At 70.7% G+C, this 22,087-nt stretch carries 3 protein-coding genes; 1 reads left to right on the forward strand and 2 read right to left on the reverse strand.

The genetic code is table 11. The annotated features are described in order from the left end of the window. Window positions 1-3: 3 nt before the first annotated feature. Together ACLJRM_RS26435 and ACLJRM_RS26440 are read right to left on the reverse strand one after the other, a co-directional pair. Entirely contained in the window at window positions 4-17,574 is a 17,571-nt protein-coding gene (locus ACLJRM_RS26435) for a non-ribosomal peptide synthase/polyketide synthase (protein ID WP_410664732.1), read from the reverse strand. An 80-nt stretch (window positions 17,575-17,654) separates the two neighbouring features. Beyond that, window positions 17,655-18,947, reverse strand: coding sequence for a serine hydrolase domain-containing protein (locus ACLJRM_RS26440; RefSeq protein ID WP_233224174.1), 1,293 nt, complete (start codon window positions 18,945-18,947; stop codon window positions 17,655-17,657). 1,340 nt (window positions 18,948-20,287) lie between these two features. On the opposite strand from ACLJRM_RS26440, the gene ACLJRM_RS26445 reads away from it, so the two are divergent. After that, window positions 20,288-21,991, forward strand: coding sequence for a CocE/NonD family hydrolase (locus ACLJRM_RS26445; protein ID WP_410664566.1), 1,704 nt, complete (start codon window positions 20,288-20,290; stop codon window positions 21,989-21,991). The last annotated feature ends 96 nt before the right edge of the window (window positions 21,992-22,087 follow it).

Genomic DNA, 22,087 nt, shown 5'->3' on the forward strand with positions numbered 1-22,087 from the left:
TCCTCACGCTTCGGTTTCGGAGGCGAGGTTTTCGAGCTCGCCCAAGATGAGTTCCTCGACCGTTCCGGCCAGTCCCGCGACGGTGCGCGCGGTCAGGACGTCGGCCGGGGTGAGCCGGACGGCGAACAAGGCGCTGGCCTTGGCCGCGATGTGCAGGCTTCGCAGCGAATCCCCGCCCAGTGCGAAGAAGTTGTCGTCGGCGCCGATCCGGTCCACCCCGAGCACGTCGGCCCAGATCCCGGCGAGCGCCTGTTCGGTTTCGGTTTCCGGCTCGACGTGCCCGGAAACCGCCGCGGTGGGGGCGGGCAGTGCCTTCCGGTCGAGCTTTCCGTTGGCGCTGACCGGGATCCGGTCCAGCGCGACGAACGCCGACGGCACCAGGTAATCGGGCAGCGCCCCGGCCAAGGAGGCGCGCAGTGTCTCTTCGCCGGCGTCCGAGACGACGTAGGCGACGAGCTGCTTCAAGCCGGGCTGGTCCTCGCGGACCACGACGGCGGCCTGGGTCACGGCGGGATGCCGGGCCAGCACGGCCTCGACCTCACCGGGTTCGACGCGGAACCCCCGCAGCTTCACCTGGTCGTCCGCCCGGCCGAGGAACTCGAGAGTGCCTTCGCCGGTCCAGCGGACGATGTCGCCGGTGCGGTACATACGCTGTCCGGCCGGGGCGGCGAGGAAGCGGTCGGCGGTCAGGCCGGGACGGTTCCGGTATCCGCGAGCGAGTCCGGCCCCGGCGAGGTACAGCTCCCCCGGCACTCCCGGCGGGACCGGCCTCAGGCCGGAATCCAGGACGCGGGCGACGATCCCGTCCAGCGGCCTGCCGATGGGGATCCGGTCCGGGACCGTCTCGTCCATCGGATGGGCGGTGGCGAAAGTGGTCGTCTCGGTCGGGCCGTACCCGTCGACGACGCGCAGACCCGGGCAGGCGCCCAGGACCCGCCGCACGGCTTCGGCGGGCACGACGTCGCCGCCGGTCCACACCTCGCGCAGGCCGGTGAAGCAGTCCGGGCTTTCCTGCGCCAGCACCCGGAACAGGCCCGCGGTGAGCCACATCCCGGTCAGGCCGTGCTCGCGGATCAAGGTCCGCAGCCGGTGCGCGTCGAGGTCGCCCTCCGGCGCGGTGACGACGCGGCCGCCGGTGAGCAGCGGCACCCACAGTTCGTAGGTGGTGGCGTCGAAGGCCGCCGGGGAATGCAGCAGGACACGTTCGTGCGCCCCGCCGCGGAACCGGCTGTCCCCGGCCAGGGCGGCGACATCACGATGCCGGACGGCGACGCCCTTGGGCGTGCCGGTGGACCCGGAGGTGTACATGACGTACGCCAGCTGGTCGGGATCGACGACGACGGAAGGATCACCGTCCGGCTCGTTGTCCACAGAGGACAGCCGGATGCTGTGCGGGTGGTCCGTGTCGGAGACGACGAACCGGACGCCGTCCAGCAGTGCCTTCTGGCGTTCCGCCGGGGCACGGGTGTCGAACGGGAGGTAGGCCCCGCCCGCCTTGACCACGCCCAGTTCGGCCACCACGGTGCCCGCCCTGCCGGTGGCGAGACCGACCGGTTCCTCCCGCCGCAGGCCGAGCCCGATCAGGCGGTTGGCCAGCCGGTTCGCTCGCCGGTTCAGCTCGGCGTAGGTGACCTGCTCACCGTCGAGGACGGCCGCGACCGCGTCGGGCCTGGCGCGGACCTGCTCGGCGAACAACTCCGGCAGCGACCGGGCCGGGGCTTCCGCACCGGTCTCCATCCACCCTGCGATCAGGAGCTCCTCGTCCGGAGTCGACATCGACACCGCGGCGACCGCGCGGTCGCCGTCTTCGACCAGCTCCCGCAGCAGTGTGAGCAGATGCCCGGCCAGGCGGGTCACCGTGGCGGCGTCGAACAGGGCGGGGTCGTACCCCAGGTCGACGGTCAGCTCACGGCCCGGCGAGGCGACGACGGTGAGCGGGAAGTTCGTCGTCTCCCGCGCCGAAAGGTCACGCACGGTCAGGCCGTGCCCGGCTTCGGCGTCGGTGATCGGATAGTTCTCGAACACCACCAGGCTCTCGCAGAGGTTCACTCCCCCTGGCAGGTCCGCCCAGCCTTGGACCAGCGCGAGCGGCAGATGTCCGTGGCGGCGAGCCTCCGCCTGCCCCGCCTGCAGATCCGCGAGCCACTCGGCGACCCGGGTGCCGCGGCCGATCCCGATCCGGACCGGCAGCGTGTTGATGAAGATGCCGGTGATTTCGTCCACGTTCGTCACCTCGGGCGGGCGGCCGGAGACGGTGGACCCGAACACGACGTCGTCCTGCCCGCTGTAGGCCGCGAGCAGCAGCGCCCAGGCCCCTTGCAGGACCGCGTTGGGGGTGAGGCCGTGGCGTTTGACGAACGCGTCGAGCCGGGCGGTGGCGGCCTCGTCCAGCCGGACGGGCAGCCAGTCGGACGAACAGGCGATGTGCCCGGCCGCGGGCACCCGGTCGCCGGGAACCGGGGTCGGTCCCTCGACGCCGGCGAGGGACCGACGCCAGAAGCGTTCGGCGTCGGTCCGGTCCAGGCCGTCCAGCCACGCGAGGTAGTCGCGGAACGGCGGCCTGGCGGGCAGGGTCTGCCCGGCGTAGGCACCGCAGACATCGGAAAGGACGTGGAAGACGCTCCAGCCGTCGAGTAGCGCGTGATGGAACGTCCACAGCACCTGGACCTCGGTCGCCGACAACCGCGCCAGCGCCACCCGCATCAGCGGCGCGGCCGCGAGATCGAGCCCTTGTTCGCGATCCTCGGCAAGGAGCCGCTGGAGATCCTGACCGGGCTCGTCGAACAGGCGGACCGGGAGCCGTGCCTCGCGGCGCACGACCTGCAGGGGCTCCTCGACCCCGGCCCAGACGAACTCCGTCCGCAGGACCGGCGTCCGGTCGACGACCCGCTGCCACGCGTCGGCGAGCCGGTCGAGGTCGGTGACACCTTCGAGGACGAACGTCGCCTGCTCGACGTACATGCCTTGCGCGGTCTGGGAAAGCCCGTGGAACACCATCCCGCCCTGCATCGGCGTGACCGGGTAGACGTCCTCGACCGCGCGGCCGTCGCCGACCAGTGCGTCCACTGTGGACTGATCGAGGGCGGCCAGCGGGTAGTCCGACGGGGTCCGGCCACCGGCTTCCGGTGCGGCACAGTGCGCGATGATCTCGCGCAAGGCCGTCAGCATCCGTTCCGCCAGGTCTTCGACGGTGTCACGGGGGTGCCGGGTGGTGACGTGCGCCCACGTCAGCTCCAGCGTCCCGGCCACGACGCGGCCGACGATGTCGAGCGTGTGGGCGGCGGACGCGGCCGGGTCCACGTCGGCGTCGAGGGCGCCGGTCCGGAACGCGCCCTCCTCGGCGTCGTCGAACCGGCCGAGGTAGTTGAAGCCGACCTGGGGGTCGATGTCCGGCGCGGTGCCGGTCAGGTAGCGCAGGGCGCCGTAGCCGATCCCCCGCCGCGGCACGGCCCGGAGCTGTTCCTTCACCGATTTGAGTGCCGCGCCCCAGCCGTCCGGGACGTCCAGCGCCACCGGGAACATGCTGGTGAACCAGCCGACCGTGCGGGACAGGTCGACGTCGTCGAACAGTTCCTCGCGGCCGTGGCCCTCCAGGTCGATCACCGGGGTCTGCCCGGTCCAGTCCCGCAGTACACGGCCCAGCGCGGCGAGCAGGACGTCGTTGACCTGCGTGCGGTAGACCTCGGGCACGTCCCGCAGGAGCGCGCGGGTCTCCTCGGCGGTGAGCCGGACGGTCACTTCGCCGGTGTCGGCGATCCTGGCCGGATCGTCGGCCGGCACCGCCGGAATCCCTTGCCAGTGCACCAGTTCGTCGTCGAAACCACCTGAGGCGGCATGATCGGCGAGCCGCCGGGCCCAGGCCAGGTACGACGTCGTCTTCGGCCCGAGTTCGCCGCCGCGATAGGCGGTTTCCAGGTCTTCCAGCAGGATCCGCCAGGAAACGCCGTCGATGACGAGGTGGTGCGCGGCCAGCGTCAGCCGCCGTCCGTCGAGCACCGCCGCCAGCAGCGGGCCCCGTTCGAGGTCGAACGCGATCCCGTCCGTGAGCAGATCCACCGCGCGGACCGGATCGCCGTGCTGGCCCTGGCCGCGCTCGAACCGCAGCCGCAGCCCGTCATGGTGCGCCCAGACGGTTTCCAGCGCGCGGCGCAGCGCGGCCTCGTCCACATCCTCGGTGAACTCCAGCACCACTCGCTGGTCGAACCGCTCCGGCTGGGTGGCGAAGTACCAGTGCTGGATCGGGGTGAGCGGCGCCGTCCCGGTGACCGGCCCCTGCTCGGCCAGCGGCCCGGTGTCGCCACCGGCGTGCGCGGCCAGCGCCGAGAGGGTCGGATGCCGGAAGACGTCGTGCGGCAACAGGATCAGCCCGGCGCGGCGGGCACGCGACACGACCTGGATGCTGAGGATCGAATCGCCGCCCAGCTCGAAGAAGTTGGCTTCGGCGCCGACTTCCGCGACCCCGAGGACGTCCGCCCAGATCCCGGCGAGGGCCCGTTCGGCCTCGGTCGACGGCGCGGTCCGGGCGCTCTTGTCGCCGAAGTCCGGGGCGGGCAGGGCACGCCGGTCGATCTTCCCGTTGGCGGTCAACGGGAACCGGCCGAGCCGGACGAACGCGGCCGGGACCATGTAGTCCGGCAGGGTCTGCCCGAGGAATCCGGCGAGGCCGTCCGCGTCGCCGGTGTAGTAGGCGACGAGCCGTTTGACGCCCTGGTCCTGCCTGGTCAGGACGGCGGCCTGGCCGACGCCGGGATGGGCGGTCAGCGCGGTTTCGATCTCCGCGGGCTCGATCCGGAAGCCGCGAACCTTGACCTGCTCGTCGGCGCGGCCGGTGTACTCCAGTTCTCCGCGCGGGTTCCAGCGGGCGAGGTCGCCGGTGCGGTACATCCGCTCCCCCGGCGGGCCGAACGGGTCGGGCCGGAACCGGTCGGCGGTCAGCGCCGGATCGCCGAAGTACCCCCGGGCGAGCCCGGCCCCGGCGATGTACAGCTCGCCGGGCGAGCCCTGCGGCGCGAGTCGCTGCTCCGCGTCGAGGACGTAGGCGCGCATGTTGTCGAGCGGCTTCCCGATCGGCACGACGCCGGGAACGTCGTCCGGGATGCGGTGCGAGGTGGCGAAGGTCGTCGTCTCGGTCGGACCGTAGCCGTCGACGACGACCGTGCCCGGGCACGCCTCCCGCACCCGCCGGACCGCGGCGGCCGGGACGACGTCGCCGCCCGCCCAGACCTCGCGCATGCCGTGGAAGGTCTCCGGTGCCTCTTGCGCCAGCAACCGGAACAGACCGGCGGTGAAGAACGCCCCGTGGACCTCGTACCCGGCGATGACGCGCCGGAGGGTGTCCACGTCGAGATCACCGGGCGGCGCGACGACGACGGTGCCGCCGTTGAGCAGCGGGACCCAGAGTTCGTAGGTGGAGGCGTCGAAGGCGGGCGACGCGTGCAGCAGGACCCGCTCGTGCGCGGCGAACCGCCGGTCCGCCGCCAGGGCGACGACGTCACGCTGGCGGACCGCCACGCCCTTCGGCTTCCCCGTCGAACCCGACGTGTACATCACGTACGCGAGGTTGTCCGGCGACGCCGGGGCGAGCGGCACGTCCGCGGTCCGGCCGTCGGGGACGACGATCTGTCCCTTGTGGACAGCGGAAGCGGTACGAGCCCGGTCGGTGACGAGGATCGGCACGCCGTCCAGCAACATCGTCAGCCGCGGCACGGGCGCCCGGGTGTCCAGCGGCAGGTAGGCCGCGCCGGCCTTGATGATGGCGAGTTCGGCGACGACCAGGTCCGCGGAGCGATCCATGAGCACGCCGACGACCGTTTCGGGACCGGCGCCGAGGGAGGCCAGATGCCGGGCGAGCCGGTCGGCGCGCTCGTCCAGTTCCGCGTACGTCAGGTGGACGTCGTCGCCGGTGAGGGCGACCGCGCCGGGAGTGCGCGCGACCTGGTGGGCGAAGAGCTCGGCGAGACTTCCTTCCGGCAGGGGGTGCGCGGTGTCGTTCCAGTCGCCGAGGATCTGCAGCCGTTCGGCCTCGGTGAGCAGATCGATGCCGTCGAGCGGGCGGTTCAGGTCCTCCGCGAACGCGTCGAGCACGCCGAGGAGCTGCCGCGTGATCCGCTCGGCCATCGCGGTGTCGAAGACCTCGGTGTCGTAGCCGACGTCGAGGGTCAGCCGCTCCCCCGGCGAGGCGACGACGCTGATCGGGTAGTTCGTCGTTTCGGCCGCGTCCACGTCGCGCAACCGCAGCCCGTCCGACGCCTTCGTCGCGGCGTCGATCGGGTAGTTCTCGAAGACGACGATGCTGTCGAACAGACCGCCGTCGCTTCCGCTCCACGCCTGCAGTTTCGTCAGCGGCAGATGCCCGTACCGGCGCGACTCCACCTGCCTGTCCTGCAACTCCGCCAGCCACTTCGCGACCGGGGCGCGCTCGGTGGCGACCCGCACCGGCAGCGTGTTGATGAAGATGCCGGTGATGTCGTCGGCACCGGCCAGTTCGACCGGACGGCCGGACACGGTGGTGCCGAAACAGACGTCGCGTTCGCCGGTGAGCCGGGACAGCACGAGCGCCCACGCGCCCTGCAGGACGGTGTTCATCGTGAGCCCCGCCTTCCGCGCGGCGTCCTTGAGCCGCGCGGAGCTCTCGACGGGCACCCGCAGCCACTCGGCCGACCGGCTCGTGTGGTCCTGAGCCGTGAGCCGGGCGGGAGCGGTGAAGTCGCCGAGTTCGCGGCGCCAGTGCCGTTCCGCCTCGGTGTCGTCCTGGCGGTCCAGCCAGGCCACGTAGTCGCGGAAGGGCGGCCGCTCGGGCATTTCGTTCCCGGCGTAGGCGGCGAAGACGTCGGACAGCACCCCGAACACGCTCCAGCCGTCGAGCAGGAGGTGGTGGAACGTCCACAGCACGCGGACTTCCGTGTCCGAAAGCCGCGCCAAGGTCAGCCGCAGCAAGGATTCCCCGGCCAGGTCGAGCCCTTCGGCACGGTCTGCGGCCAGGACCTCCTGCCAGAACCGCTCTTGTCCAGCGGGAGTATGGCCACGCCAGTCGAGCCGGGTGACCGGGACGGTCACCTTCCGCCGCACGACCTGTACGGGTTCCGGCACGCCCTCCCAGGCGACCCGCGTGCGCAGCACGGGCGTGCGGTCGACGACCCGTTGCCAGGCCCCGACCAGCGCCTCGACGTCACCGGCGCCTTCGAGGACGAACCCGACCTGCTGGAAGTAGAGCCGTTCTTCCTGCTGGGAAAGGGAATGGAACACCATGCCCGCCTGCATCGGCGTGAGCGGGTAGAGATCCTCGACCGCGCGGCCGTCACCGGCCAGGGCGTCCACCGTGGCTTGGTCGAGGGCGATCAGCGGGAAGTCGGACGGGGTCCGCCCGCCGGCCCCCGGGGCGGCGCAGTGCGCGACGATCTCCCGCAACGCCGCCAGCATCGCCGTGGCCAGTTCGTCCACAGTGGACTCGCGGTGGACGCCGTCGGTGTAGTACCAGGTCAGTTCGAGTTCGCCGGACTCCACGCGGCCGACGACGTCGAGCAGATGCGCTCGCGCCGAACGTTCGCTCTCGTCGGATTCCAGCCTGCCCGAGGTGAACCGCCCGAGGTAGTTGAAGCTCACCGCCGGGTCGATCTCCGGTGCGGTCCCGGCCAGGTAGCGCAGGGCGCCGTAGCCGATCCCGCGTCGCGGAACCGCCCGCAGCCCCTCCTTCACCGACTTCAGCGCGACACCCCAGTCGTCCGGGACGTCCAGCGCGACCGGGAAGACGCTGGTGAACCAGCCGACCGTCCGGGACAGGTCGACGTCGTCGAACAGATCCTCGCGCCCGTGTCCTTCGAGGTCGATCACCGGGACCCGGCCCGTCCAGTCCCGCAGCACGCGGCCGAGCGCGGCCAGCAGGACGTCGTTGACCTGCGTGCGATAGGCGGCGGGCACCTCCCGCAGCAACGCTTCGGTCTCCGCCTCGGGAAGCCGCACGGTGACCTCGCGCATCGAGGCGACCGTGGTCTCTCCCTCGCCGTCGACCGGGATCGAGGTGTCGCCGGGAAGGCCGCGCCAGTACGCCAGTTCGTCGTCGAATCCGCCGTCGGCGGTGTGCTCGGCGAGCTTGATCGCCCACTCACGGAAGGACGTCGTGCGCGGTCCGAGGTCGATCGGCTCGCCCCGCAGCGCTTGGGCGTAACCGCTGTCGAAGTCCTCGGTGAGGACTCGCCAGGAGACGCCGTCGACGACGAGGTGGTGCACGGCGAGGGTGACGTCGTCCTCGGAGATGTCGAGGCGGATCAGCGGTGTCTCGGCGCCGACGGGACCGTTCTCCTGCCTCCGGCCGTCGTCGGTGAACCGCATCCGCAGGGCGTCGTGGTGCTCGAGGAGCGCGTCCACGGCCTTGCGGGCCGCGGCGGGATCGATGCTTTCGGGTCCTAAGTGGACGAACTGGTGGAAGTGCCCCGGATCGGCGGTCTGGGTCGCGAAGAACCAGCGCTGGATCGGGGTGAGCGGTACGTCGCCGCTGACCGGTCCGCGTTCGACGGCCTCCGTGGCGGTGCGCGCCGCGGCGGCGAGCGCCGCCGGGGTGCGGTGGGCGAACAGGTCGCCGGGCAGCAGTTCGAGCCCGGCGCGGCGGGCCCTCGACACCACCTGGATGCTGAGGATCGAGTCGCCGCCGAGTTCGAAGAAGTCGTCGGTCGCGCCGACCCGTTCGACGCCCAGCACCTCGGCCCAGATGCCGGTGAGCACGCGTTCGCGGTCGGTCCGCGGCGCCACGTGGTCGCGGACCCCGAAGTCGGGGGTGGGCAGGGCGGTGCGGTCGAGCTTTCCGTTGACGTTGACCGGGAACTTCTCCAGCCGCACGAAGGCGGCCGGGATCATGTAGTCCGGCAGGGTCCGTCCCAGGAACTCTCCGAGCCCTTCGGTTTCGCCGACGACGTAGGCGACCAGCCGTTTCACGCCGCCGTCCGCGCGGGCCAGCACGGCCGCCTGTTCGACGTCCGGGTGCTCGCCCAGCGCGGCCTCGATCTCGCTCGGTTCGACGCGGAAGCCGCGGATCTTGACCTGTTCGTCCACCCGGCCGACGAATTCGAGGGCCTCCTCGTCGTTCCAGCGCACGACGTCGCCGGTGCGGTACATCCGCTCCCCCGGCGGCCCGAACGGATCCGCGACGAACCGGTCGGCGGTGAGCCCGGGACGCCCGAGGTAACCGCGCGCGAGCCCGGCTCCGGCGAGATGCAGTTCGCCCGGGGCGCCCGGCGGGGCGAGCCGGAGGGCGTCGTCGAGGACATAGCCGCGGGTGTTGTCCAGCGGTGCCCCGATCGGCACGACGTCGGGGATCTCGCCGGGCAGCGGGTGCACGGTCGCGAAGGTCGTGGTCTCGGTAGGGCCGTAGACGTCGGCGACCAGGGTGCGCGGGCACGCGTCCTGGACCCGGCGCAGCGCGACGGCGGGCACGGCGTCGCCGCCGGTCCAGACCTCCCGCACGCCGGCGAACATCTCCGGTGCTTCCTGCGCCACGAGCCGGAACAGGCCGGTCGTCATGAAGACCCCGGTGACCTCGTGCGTGGTGATCACCCGGCCGAGGGTGTGGACGTCGAGGTCGCCCGGCGGGGCCAGGACGACCGTGCCGCCGTTCAGCAGCGGCACCCACAGCTCGTACGTGGACGCGTCGAACGCCTGCGGCGAGTGCAGCAGAACCCGGTCGTGGGCCACGAAGCGCTGATCGGCCGCCAGGGCGAGGACGTCGCGATGCCGCGCGGCGACACCCTTCGGCTTCCCGGTCGAACCCGACGTGTAGATGACGTAGGCGAGTTGCTCGGGGTCGACCGTCACGGCGGGCGGGGTCTCCGGTGAGCCGTCCGCGCCGGTGACGATCACCCCGTCGTGGATCTCTTCGGCGGTGGACAGCCAGGCCTGGTCGGCGACGAGGACGTCGGCCCCGGCTTCGCTCAGCAGCAGCCGCAACCGCTCGGCGGGCGCGCGCAGGTCCAGCGGCAGGTAGGCGCCGCCCGCCTTGACGATCGCGAGTTCGGCGACGACGAGCTCGGGCGAGCGGTCCATCAGCACCGCGACCCGGTCTTCGGCCCGCACTCCGAGCTCGCGCAACCGGTTCGCCAGCCGGTTCGCGCGGACGTCGAGTTCGCCGTAGGTGACGTTCCGCTCGTCGGTCACCAGCGCGACGGCTCCCGGGTTCCGGCGCACACACGCCGCGAACAGCTCGGGCACCGTCCCGGCGGGCACTTCCCGGGCGGTGGCGTTCCGCTCGCGGAGCAGGTGCCGGATCTCGGGCTCGGCCAGCATCGGCACCCGCGTCACCGGCTCGTGCGGTGCGTCCGCGAAGCCGCGGATCAGCGTTCCGAGGTGCCCGGCGAGCCGCCCGGCCAGCTCCGGGCTGATCAGCGAGGGATCGTGGGTCAGCAGCAGGGACAGCCGCCGGCCCGGGTACGCGACGACGCCGAGCGGGTAGTTGGTGCGCTCGTCCGCGCGGACGTCGCGCAACCCCGCCAGATCCGCGACCGGGTAGTTCTCGAAGACGATGATGCTGTCGAACAGGCTGCCGCCGTCGTCGCTCCAGGACTGCAGCCGCGGCAGGCCGACGTGACCGAAGCGGCGTGATTCCGCCTGTGCCGCTTGCAGTTCCCGCAGCCAGTCGACGAGACCGCGCTCGGGGTCGAGCTTCACCCGCACCGGCAGGGTGTTGATGAACAGGCCGGGGATGTCGTCCGCGCCGGGCAGTTCGACCGGGCGGCCGGACACCGTCGCACCGAAGCACACCTCGGACTCGCCGCTGTAGCGAGCGAGCAGGACCGCCCAGGCGCCTTGGACGATGGTGTTGAGCGTCAGGTGGTGCCGTCGCGCGAATGCCTGGATCCCGGCGGTCGCGGCGTCGTCGAGCTCCATCGGGATCCGGGCGGTCGAGCTGGCCGAGTGAGCGCGGGTTCCGCGGTCGCCGGGCAGCGGAGTCGGCGTCACCCCGGCGAGTTCGGCCCGCCAGTGGGTTTCGGCCGCCGCGTCGTCCTGCGCGGCGAGCCAGGCGGCGTAGTCGCGGAACGGACGGCGCGTCGGCAACTCGTCGCCGCGCAGCAGGGCGAGGACGTCGGAGAGGACCCCGAAGACGCTCCAACCGTCGAGCAGCACGTGGTGGAAGGTCCAGATCACGCGGACCGACGTCGCGGATTCCCTGGCGATGACCAGCCGCATGAGCGGGGCACGCGTCAGATCGAGTCCCTCGGCGAGGTCTTCGGCCAGCCGCCGTCGCATCGCCTCCTCGGCGTCCACTGTGGACCAGTCCGGATAGGACACCGGGACCTCGACGGAGCGCCGCACGACCTGCAGCGGCCGGGGCACTCCCTCCCAGACGATCCGGCTGCGCAGCACCGGCGTGCGCTCGACCACCCGCTGCCAGGCCGCGCCGAGCGCATGGGGGTCGGGGACGTCGTCGAGGGCGAAGGAGACCTGTTCGAAGTAGTTCCGGTCGCCGGGCTGGGCGAGCCCGTGGAACACCATGCCCGCCTGCATCGGCGTCAGCGGGTAGACGTCCTCGACGTCCCGGCCGTCACCGACGAGACCGTCCAGAGTGGACTGATCGAGGCCGGCCAAAGGGAAGTCCGACGGTGTCCGCCCGCCCGCGCCGGGTTCGGCGCAGTGCCCGAGGAGTCCACGCAGGTTCTCCAGCATGCCGGCGGCCAGCCGGATCACGGTGGCCTGATCGTGCACGCCTTCCGCGTAGTGCCAGGTGAATTCCAGCGTGTCGCCGGTGACCTGGCCGACCACGTCGAGCAGATGCGGGCGGACGCCGCCGGGGTCGGCGTCCAAGGACAGTTCGCCGGGCGCCCCGGTGTAGAGCTCGCCGGGCAGGTCGAACTGGCCGAGGTAGTTGAAGCTGATCTGCGGGTCGACGGCCGGGGCCGTACCGGAGAGGTAGCGCAAGGCGCCGTAGCCGATGCCGCGTCGCGGGACCGCCCGCAGCCGCTCCTTCACGGCTTTGAGCGCCTTGCCCCAGTCGTCCGGGACGTCGAGCGCCACCGGGAACAGGCTGGTGAACCAGCCCACCGTGCGCGACAGATCGACGCCGTCGAACAGTTCCTCGCGGCCGTGGCCTTCCAGATCGATCACCGGCACCTGGCCGGTCCACTCCCGCAGGGTCCGGCCGAGCGCGGTCAGCAGGACGTCGTTGACCTGCGTCCGGTAGACGTCGGGCACCTGCCGCAGCAGGGCCTTGGTCTCCCCCGCGGTCAGCCGGACCGTGACCGCGCGCGTCCGGGCGACGGTGTTGGCGCCGGTCCCGTCGACGGGGATCGGGGCGGCGGCGGGAATCGCGCGCCAGTGCTCCAGTTCGTCGTCGAAGCCGCCGTCTTCGGTGAACGTGGACAACCGCGCGGCCCACTCGCGGAACGAAGTCGTCCGCGGCCCGAGATCGGCCTGCTGGTACGCCCGGTCGAGGTCGTCGAGCAGGATCCGCCACGACACCCCGTCGACGGCCAGGTGGTGGGCGGACAGGTGCAGGAAACGCCGCTCGGGCGGGCCGGAGAGCGACCAGTGCAGCAGCGAATGCCCGGCTTCGGGACCGGTGACGTGCAGACGCCATCGGTCACCGTCGCGGGTGAACCTCGTGCGCAGCGCGTCGTGGTGCTCGATCAGCGTGGCGAAGGCGGTGGCGAGCGCGGCCTCGTCGGTGCCCGCGGCCAGTTCGACCGTGATGGCCTGGTCGAACCGGTCCGGGTCGGGGATCGTGTCGAAGAACCAGCGCTGGATCGGGGTCGCCACGACGTCCCCGGACACGGGCCCTTGGTCCGGCTTCGCCGAGACGTCGGTCAGGGTCGGGGCGAGCGCGGCGATGGTCTGGTGGCGGAACAGGTCGGCCGTGGTGATCGCCAGCCCGACCCGACGAGCCCGCGCGCTGACCTGGATGCTGAGGATCGAGTCGCCGCCGAGAGCGAAGAAGTTGTCCTCGACGCCGACGCGGTCCAGGCCGAGGACGTCGGCCCAGATTCCCGCGAGCACGGCTTCCCGCTCGGTCCTCGGCGCCGTTCCCCCGCTCTCGGCGGACTCGAACCGCGGCTCCGGCAGGGCGCGCCTGTCGACCTTCCCGTTGGCGTTCAAGGGGAGCGCGTCGAGGACGACGAACGCCGAGGGCACGAGGTAGTCCGGGAGGGTTTGGCCGAGGGTGCCGCGGAGGACATCTGTGTCCACTGTGGAGCCGTCGGCCGCCACGACGTAGGCGACCAGGTGTTTGCGGCCACCGGAGGTGCGCGCGGTCACCACCGCCTGCGCCACCTCGGGTTCGGCGCTCAGCGCGCGTTCGACCTCGGCGGGTTCGACCCGGAAGCCCCGGATCTTGAGCTGGTCGTCGGCGCGGCCGGCGAACTCGAGCGTCCCGTCGGCGCGCCACCGTCCGCGGTCCCCGGTGCGGTACATGCGTTCGCCGGGAGCGCCGAACGGGCAGGGGACGAAACGATCGGCGGTCGCGCCGGGCCGGGCGGCGTAACCCCGGGCGAGCCCCGGACCGGCCACGCAGATCTCGCCGAGCGCGCCGCGCGGGACCGGACGCAGGCCTTCGTCGAGGACGTAGACGCGCATGCCGGTCAGCGGGGTCCCGATCGGGATCGTCTCGGGGACCGCGTCGGCGGACGCCATCCGGAACGAGGTCGCGAACGTCGTGGTCTCGGTCGGACCGTAGCCGTCGACGACCGCGACACCGGGGCAGCTGTCCAGTACCCGGCGCACCGCCCCGGGCGGGACGACGTCACCGCCGGTCCAGACTTCCCGCAGTCCCCGGAAGCATTCCGGGGTGTCACCGGCGAAGAGCCGGAACAGGCCCGCGGTGAGCCAGAGCGCGGTGACGCCGTGCCGTGCGGTCAGGTCCCGCACGACATCGGCGTCGACGTCCCCAGGCGGCGCGACGACCACGGTGCCGCCGTTCAGGAGCGGGACCCAGAGTTCGTAGGTGGAGGCGTCGAAGGCCAGGGGCGAGTGCAGCAGCACGCGTTCGTGGGCACCGCCGGTGAACCGGGGGTCGGTGGCCAGCGCCACCACGTCGGCGTGCCGGACGGCCACTCCCTTCGGCACGCCGGTGGAGCCCGACGTGTACTCGACGTAGGCCAGGTTCGCGGGATCGGTAACGACCGTGGCCGCGTCCCCGGTGGCGGGCAGGGTCAGGATGTGTCCGTTGTGGACGGTGGCGGCGGTGTCTTGCCAGGTCTCGTCGGTGAGCAGGACCGCCGTGCCGTCGAGAAGCAGCCGGAGGCGATCGGCGGGGGCGCGCAGGTCCAACGGCAGGTAGGCGGCGCCTGCCTTGAGGATCCCGAGCACCGCCACGACCAGGTCGGCCGAGCGGTCCATCAGCACGCCGACCCGGTCTTCCGGGCGCACGCCGAGCGCGATCAGCCGCCCCGCGAGCCGATCGGCGCGGGCACGCAGTTCGCCGTAGTCGAGGCTGTCGTCACCGAAGAGCACGGCAGGGGCGTGCGGATGCTGCTCGACGTGGTGGTCGAACAGCCGCGTGATGGTCATCGACGGGGCGGGGTCCGGCGCGGGCAGGGACCGGTGGTCGGCCGCGGTGAGCAGCGGAAGGTCGCCCACCGGGCGGCCGGGGTCGGCGGCGATCCCGGCGAGGAGGGCTTCCAGGCTCGCGGTCAGCTGTTCGATCGTCTCGCTGTCGAACAGCGCGGTGGCGTACTCGACGGTGACCCGCAGGCCGTCCGGCCGCGGCCAGAACTCGATGACCAGGTCGAACCGGGCCGACGGCCGGGGCAGGTCGTACTCGCTCACCGTCAGGCCCGCGACCTCACGCGGGTTGACGAGCGGGGTCTGCAGGACGACGACGGCCTGGACCAGCGGCGTTCGCGAGGGATCGCGTTCAGGCTGCACCTCGTCGACGACGCGGTCGAACGGGACGTCGCCGTGCGCGAACGCTTCCAGCACCGTCTCCCGGAAGCCGGAGAGGAACGAGGCGAACGGCCGCGTCCGGTCGACCTGCGAGCGCAGGACGAGGGTGTTGACGAAGAATCCGGTCAGCGCTTCCCATTCGGGCCGGTCCCGGCCGGCGACCGCGGTGCCGATCGCGATGTCACGCTGGCCGCCGTAAGCGGACAGGAGCACCTGTACCGCCGCCGTCAGCGTCATGAACAGCGTCGCGCCGTGCGGACGTCCCGCGGCGGTGAGCTCTCCGACCAGCTCGGCGGGCAGGTCGTGCCGGTGCACGGCGCCCTCGGTGCTGCGTTGAGGCGGCCTCGGCCGGTCGGCCGGGAAGGCGAGCGGCTCGAGGCCGTCGAGCCTCTCCCGCCAATACCGCAGCTGATCCGCGTTGGCGGACCGCTGCCGCCAGAGCGTGTAGTCGCGGTATCCCAGCGTCAAGGCGGGCGGGCTGATCCCGGCGTAGAAGTCCAGCAGTTCGCCGGTCAGGACACCGATCGACCGGCCGTCGGTGACGATGTGGTGCTGGCACAGCACGAGCAGGTGTTCGTCCGGGCCCTGGGCGAAGAGCGTGGCCCTGGTCAGCGGGCCGCTGCGCAGATCGAACGGCGCACTCAGCTCCTCCGTCAAGGTGGCGTCGTCCGCGGCGGATTCCGCGATCCGCAGCGGTATCCCGCCCGTGTCCGCGATCCGTTGGACACCCTCGCCCTCGACGGAATCGAAGGTCGTCCGCAGGGATTCGTGGCGTGCGCAGAGCTCCGCCAGTGCTCCGCGCAGGGCATCGAGATCCAGCGGACCGGACAACCGGAGACCGACCGCGGTGTTGTACTCCGCGCTGCCACCGGTCAGTTCGTCGAGGAACCACAATCGCCGCTGGGCCGGGGAGAGCGGGAGAACGTCCGACGTCGCCGCGACGGGGATCGCGGTTTCGTCGCTCCGGGGCGCTTCGTCGAGCAGTCGCACCAGTCCGGCGACGTCCGGGGCGTCGAACACCGCCCGCGCCGACAGGTTCGCGCCGAAAGTCCGGCGCAGTCGCGACAACGCCTGCACGGCGAGGATCGAGTCGCCACCGAGGGCGAAGAAGTCGTCGTCGGTGGCGGTGATGCTCACCCCGAGCACGTCACCGAGGATCCGGGCCACGGTTCGTTCGGTTTCCGTCCGCGGCTCGGCTTCACCGGCCACCCGGTCCTCCGGCGGCGCGGGCAACGCGCGGCGGTCGACCTTCCCGTTGGCGCTCAGGGGAAGCGTGTCGAGCACGACGAACGCCGACGGAACCATGTAGTCCGGCAGCGACGCGGCGGCGACCTGCTTCAGGTCCCCGAGCACCTCGCCCGGCCGGGCGACGACGTAGGCGACCAGCCGTTTGACGCCCGGCCGCTCCTCGCGGCTGACGACGACGCTCTCCTGTACGCCGGGTGCGGCGGCGAGCACCGATTCGATCTCGCCGAGTTCCACCCGGAAGCCGCGGACCTTGACCTGATCGTCGGCGCGGCCGAGGAACTCCAGCTCACCGCTCTCGTTGTACCGCACCAGATCCCCGGTGCGGTACCGGCGGTCGCCGGGCACGTCGGAATCGGCGACGAACCGGTCGGCGGTCGCGCCCGGCTTGCCCCAGTAGCCTCGCGCCAGGCCGGCCCCGGCGAGGTACAACTCCCCCGGCTCTCCCGGCGGGACCGGGTTCAGCGCGGAATCCAGGACCTGTCCGCGAACGCCGTCGAGCGGGCGCCCGATCGGCACTGCGTCGGGGACACCGGCCACCGAGGACATCGGGTGGGACGTGGCGAACGTGGTGGTCTCGGTCGGGCCGTACCCGTCGGTCACCGTCAAACCGGGGCAAGCACGCAGCACCCGCCGTACGGCCGGGGCCGGGACGACGTCGCCGCCGGTCCACACCTCCCGCACGCCGCGGAAGCAGTCCGGCGCCTCGTGCGCGACGACCCGGAACAGGCCCGCGGTCAGCCACAGCGCGGTGACCCGGTGCCGCGACAGGGTTCCCCGCAGTGCTTCCACGTCCAGGTCGCCGGGTGACGCGACCACCACCGTCCCGCCGTTGAGCAGCGGCACCCACAGCTCGTAGGTCGAGGCGTCGAACGCGGCGGGCGAGTGGAACAGCACCCGGCGGTGCGCGTCTCCGGTGAACCGGCTGTCGGTGGCCAACGCCACGACGTCACGGTGCCGGACGGCCACCCCCTTGGGCGTCCCGGTCGACCCCGAGGTGTGCATGAGGTAGGCCAGCTGGTCGGCGTCCACCCGCGGCAGCGCCGATTCCGGCTCCGGAAGTGGTTGTCCGGCGATCACGACGTGTCCACTGTGGATGCTCGCGGACCGCTCGGGCTGGTCGGTCACCACCAGCGACACACCGGCCGTGGCCAGTGTCAGCCGCACCCTGCTGTCCGGCGCACGCCGGTCGAGAGGCACGTAGACGCCGCCCGCGAGCACGATCGCCAGCTCCGCCACGACCAGTTCGGCGGATCGCTCGATCAGCACCCCGACCCGGTCCTCGGCTCGCAGTCCCAGCCGTCGCAGGTGTGCGGCGAGCCGTCCGGCGCGATCCGCCAGTTCGGCGTAGGTCAGCCTGACCTCGCCGTCGACGGCGACGGCGTCCGGGGCCGAACGCACCCTGTCGGCGAACAGTTCCGGCAGGGCGACGGTTCTCTCGGCGTCCGTGGCGGCCGCCGTGTCTCGCACGGTCATCGTCTTTCGCACCTTCCAGGCACAACAAGGAATCCCACCGAAGTGGGCAAAGGGGACGGGGTGGAGGAAACGCGTCAGCGACGTCCGGCGAGACGGCCGCCGACCTCGATCGCGGTCGCCTTGCCGGGCGCGCCGCGCAACCGGCCGCAAGGCGTCGCATCACCGGTGGCCGGGTCGCGGACCGCGATGGTGGCGTCGTCGTGGAGCGTGAGCTCGGGGAAGATCTCACCGTCGACGACGAGAATCGCGCCGCCGTTCTCGTCGCCTTGGATCGTGTAGTCGATGGCGCCGTTGCGGTAGGTGCCGAAGTCACCGGCCGGGATCGGGACCGGCCGGGTCGTCGCCGGAGGGCGCTGCGCGGGGAGTTCCAAGCCCAGCGCGCGAAGTTCGGTGATCAGGTCCTGCCACATCCGGGTGCCCGCGGCGCCGTTCGCGGTGAACGCGACCACGCAGGCACCGGCCTGATCGATCCTCAAGTGACACGAAGTGCCGTCGGCGGTGCCGTCGTGGCCGAGCCAGACGTCGTCTTCGCCGTCGTAATGGGCGATGCCGAGACCCCAGCCGTCGGCGAGACCGAACGGTTCGGCGCCGGGGATCCGTCCGTGCATGTCCGCGGCGGTCACGACGTCGAGCAGGCCGGGCTTCCCCAGGTGCACCCGGCCGAGTTCGACGAGGTCGTCGGCGCTGAGCGCCAGTGCGCCGGCGGGTTCGAGCAGCGGCGGCAAGGCCTGTTCGACCGGCCGGGCGCCGCCGGGTCCGGTGGCGTGCCCGGAAACCGTCCGGGGGCTGTCCGCGTACGCGGGCTCGATCCCCAACGGGCGCAGGAGTATCGCCTCGACGGCTTCGCGCCAGGTCATCCCGGTCACGGCTTCGATCAGCGAGCCGACGAGCGAGTAGCCCAGATTCGAATAGGAGAACGCGGAACCCGGCGGGCACACCGGGTCCGCCGCGCGGATCTCGCGCAGGCACGCCGCGGTGACGTCGGCCGGATCGGAGGGCAGGCCGCTGGTATGGCTCAGCAGGCGCCGTGGCGTGAACCGGTCGTCGAGCCCGGTGACACCCAGCACCTCACCGGCGGGCTGGTCGAGTTCGAGGTCGTCGTCCGCGACGAGCACCATCGCGACCGTCGCGGTGGCCAGTTTGGTGATCGAACCGATCGGCACGGCGGAAGCCGTGTCCATCGGTCTCCGTCTGTCCTGATGTTCGACACCGGTCTGGACCACTGTTTTCAGGCCGTCGCGCAGCATCGCGAGCTGGGCCCCCGGTACACCGTACGAACAGGCCAGCCGGGCCAGGACATCTTGAAGCTGCCCCGTTGTCACCGGATATCGGCTCGAACAGTCGTAGTTTTCCTGCACAGGCGTCATGACTCGATCCTCCATATTCGACACGAACTCATGAGTGATGACCGCGGTTCTTTGTCCCGCGTCACGATCTTTGCCCCCCTGCCCCGTGGCTCATGTCCACAGTGGGCCGGAAACATCACGGTGCCGGGCGCCCGAGATCGTCTGTACCGCCAAAGGTGGGAAGCGGCGATCGACCGAAAAGCCTCCCGCGTGACGCAAGGTGACTAGATCGCCGGAACAATTTCTTGAACCGCTGTCAATTCGCTCCACGCATTGAAATGGTGGCGCGCATCACGGTCGCGGCAGGCGTAGTCGAAGTAACACACCCGTCGATCGCCGGATGCGTGAAGAAGTGGTGAAGCCGAGATGTTTCAGCTGCCGGACCACCGAGCCCGGCAGAACAATCAAGCAAAGCCCCTCTCTTCGAATTTTCCCTGTTCAGGCCGCCTGATGACGGAGACCGCTTCAGTGGCCGCGCTTGCTGGTTCCCACCGCCACGACGGCTCAAACTCGAAATATCAAACGATGGCACGCACGGAACATCATCTTCCCGTCCGCAGCGCCATTAACTGCGAAAACAGCATTTTGATCTTGCCTGATCGAACTCCCACGATTCGGACAGCACGGCCGTCCGCACGTGCACCGGGCCGTGCAACCCCGGAAAACACCCGGTTTCGGTGGACTTTCGATCTTTCCGAGCCTTGCAAAGAACGGAAATTCTCATATTCACCCGGTTGCCTGTAACGGAATGGCCGGCGCCGGTGACACGACGATCGTCGCTTGCCGATCGGTTCGCCCGTTGGTAAACAGGCGCTCGCGCGATTCGGAAACCGACGGCGATGTGTCGTTTCTCGTTCTCGAAGGCTTCATCCCGCCGTCGACTTCGGATCGGCGGCCGCCGGCCGCCGATCGAGGCCACTCACAGCACTCACAGGCGGGCAGGTGCTGCGCCAAGGCCACGCCGCCGGATGATCGTGAGCGGCGAGCGGCATCCGGATCGACGGCGGACTCGACCTGTCCGGAACGAACTTTTCGACAAGAACGGCAAGATCCTCGACCTCGCTGTCGTTGTTCGCACGGCATCGGGCCGATCCCGCCTCCGGCCGCCCCGAGGCCGCGCGTGCGGCGGCGAGTCGCGAACCAAGCCAACCTCACCGGCCGCCACCACGACCTCATCCACGTCTCGATCTATTTCAGGAACAGGTCGGGTCGACACCGATTAATGTTATTACCACCCTGCGAAGACACTCTTGGCCGTTGACCGGCAAGCCACCCGAACGGTTCCTTGCCCGTCGCGACGAGCACCGACCAGTATGGGAGTTCTCGGTTCGAACGGGCGTGACGAAGCGAAGGGGAAACTCTTGTCCGATTTCGATGCGGTATTCGGCACAATACCCACGGCTGATATCCCGGTTTCTTTCCATCCCGTCAAGATCGAAGTAGCCGAAGACCCCGAATTTCCCGGAAGGGCCGTGGAACTCGATGCCTGCGTCGCCTTGCCGGATAATGCCCAGCCCGCAGAATATCCTTTGATCGTCCTGCCCGCACCCTTGGCGCCGATCGGCTGGCGGGCCTACGCCGTATTCTATCCTCTGTTGAAGAAAGGCTTCATGGCCAATCTCGCGGCGAAAGGATACGTCGTCGTCGCCTACAGCGAGCGCGGCCTTTCCCACTCCGGCGGGAAGATCGACGTCGCCGGCCCGCGTGATCAGGCGGATGGAACGGCGGTGATCGACTGGGTTTCCGAGCACATCCAGGCGGCCGACCTGAGTCGCGTCGGCATGGCAGGCGCCTCGTATGGAGCGGGTCAGAGTCTTCTGATCGCCGCCAAGGACAAGCGGGTGAAGGCGGTCGTCGCCATGAGCGCGTGGGGTGACCTGTTCAAATCGCTCTACGAGAACGAGACCAGGCACATCAAAGCCTTCCACGCGCTCCGAGGCCTGTTCCAGACCTGGCCGGGCCCACCGTCCCTCCCCTCCTTCCCGCCTCAGCCGCAGCCCGATCCGATGCCGGGGGTGAGCAGGCTGAACGCCGAAACCGAACAGGTCTTCCAGCACATCGCCGACAACGTCGAGATCGGACAGCTGCGGGCCTTCGCCGACAAGCGCTCACCGATCCAACCCGAGTTCCTCGACGAACTGAACCGGCCGGACCTGGCGATCCTGCTCTGCACCTATTGGCACGAAACCATTTTCTCGAACAACAGCGTGGTGGATCTCTTCAACAGCCTGACCGTCGGTTCCAAGAAACTCATCGTCCAGGTCGGCGACCACGGCAACGCCGAGGGCACCGGCCTCGCCGGTGAGTACAGCAGACCCACCGTCGCCGCCATGAACTGGTTCGACCTGCACCTGCGGGACGAGGGCGAGCAGGAGACCGATCCCGTCGTCGTGGAGACGATGCCCTATCCCTACGCCGACGCACATCGCTACCGCACCTGGGAGGACTTCACCAACGCGCCGGTGCCGTTCCACCTCCACGCCCCCAGTCCCGATACCGACGGCGGCCTCGACCCCCAAGGGACCGGATCATCCTGGAGCCACACCGTCCAGGTCGAGGAGACCTCGGCCGAGATAGCCGACACCTTGATACAGAGGGGAATCAGCGAACGCCTCGCCCAGTTCCGCCGCTACGGCACCAGGAACATCTCCAGGAAGAACGCCGCGATCTGGAGTTGCCCGCCCTTCGGCGACGACCAGCGCATCAGCGGCGAAGTGCGGATGCGGCTCACGGTGACACCGCAGAACAAGGACGCGACCGTTGTCGCGTACCTGTTCGACGCGACCGCGGAACCCTTCACCATCCCCCCGGGCAAGAACTTCGACCGCATCATCACCAGCGCCGCCTACTCCATCCTCGATCGTGAACCAGGCGTTCCGGTGACGATCGACATACCTTTCCAACTGACCGATTACCTCATCCGCGCCGGGCGTTTCCTGCGACTCGTCGTGGACACCAAGGACAAATTCCTCGCCGACGCCAACGCGGACACCACCACGCTCACCATTTCGAGCACGGTGGACCAGCCCTCCTGCATCACCATTCCCATCGCCACGCGAACGTGAGGACAATCCGGCACTGATCAAGCCGCCGTTGACCCACTCCCGCGATGAGGCGCGGTCCCTTTTACCGGTCGAAGACGGTATGGTCGGGTGAAAGCG

Origin of the sequence: Amycolatopsis sp. lyj-84, from assembly GCF_046549075.1 — a bacterium.
Lineage (GTDB): Bacteria > Actinomycetota > Actinomycetes > Mycobacteriales > Pseudonocardiaceae > Amycolatopsis.

Excerpts from the sequence above, each read along its gene's own strand:
- ACLJRM_RS26440 (WP_233224174.1), bottom strand. The coding sequence starts at position 18,947 with ATGACGCCTGTGCAGGAAAACTACGACTGTTCGAGCCGATATCCGGTG.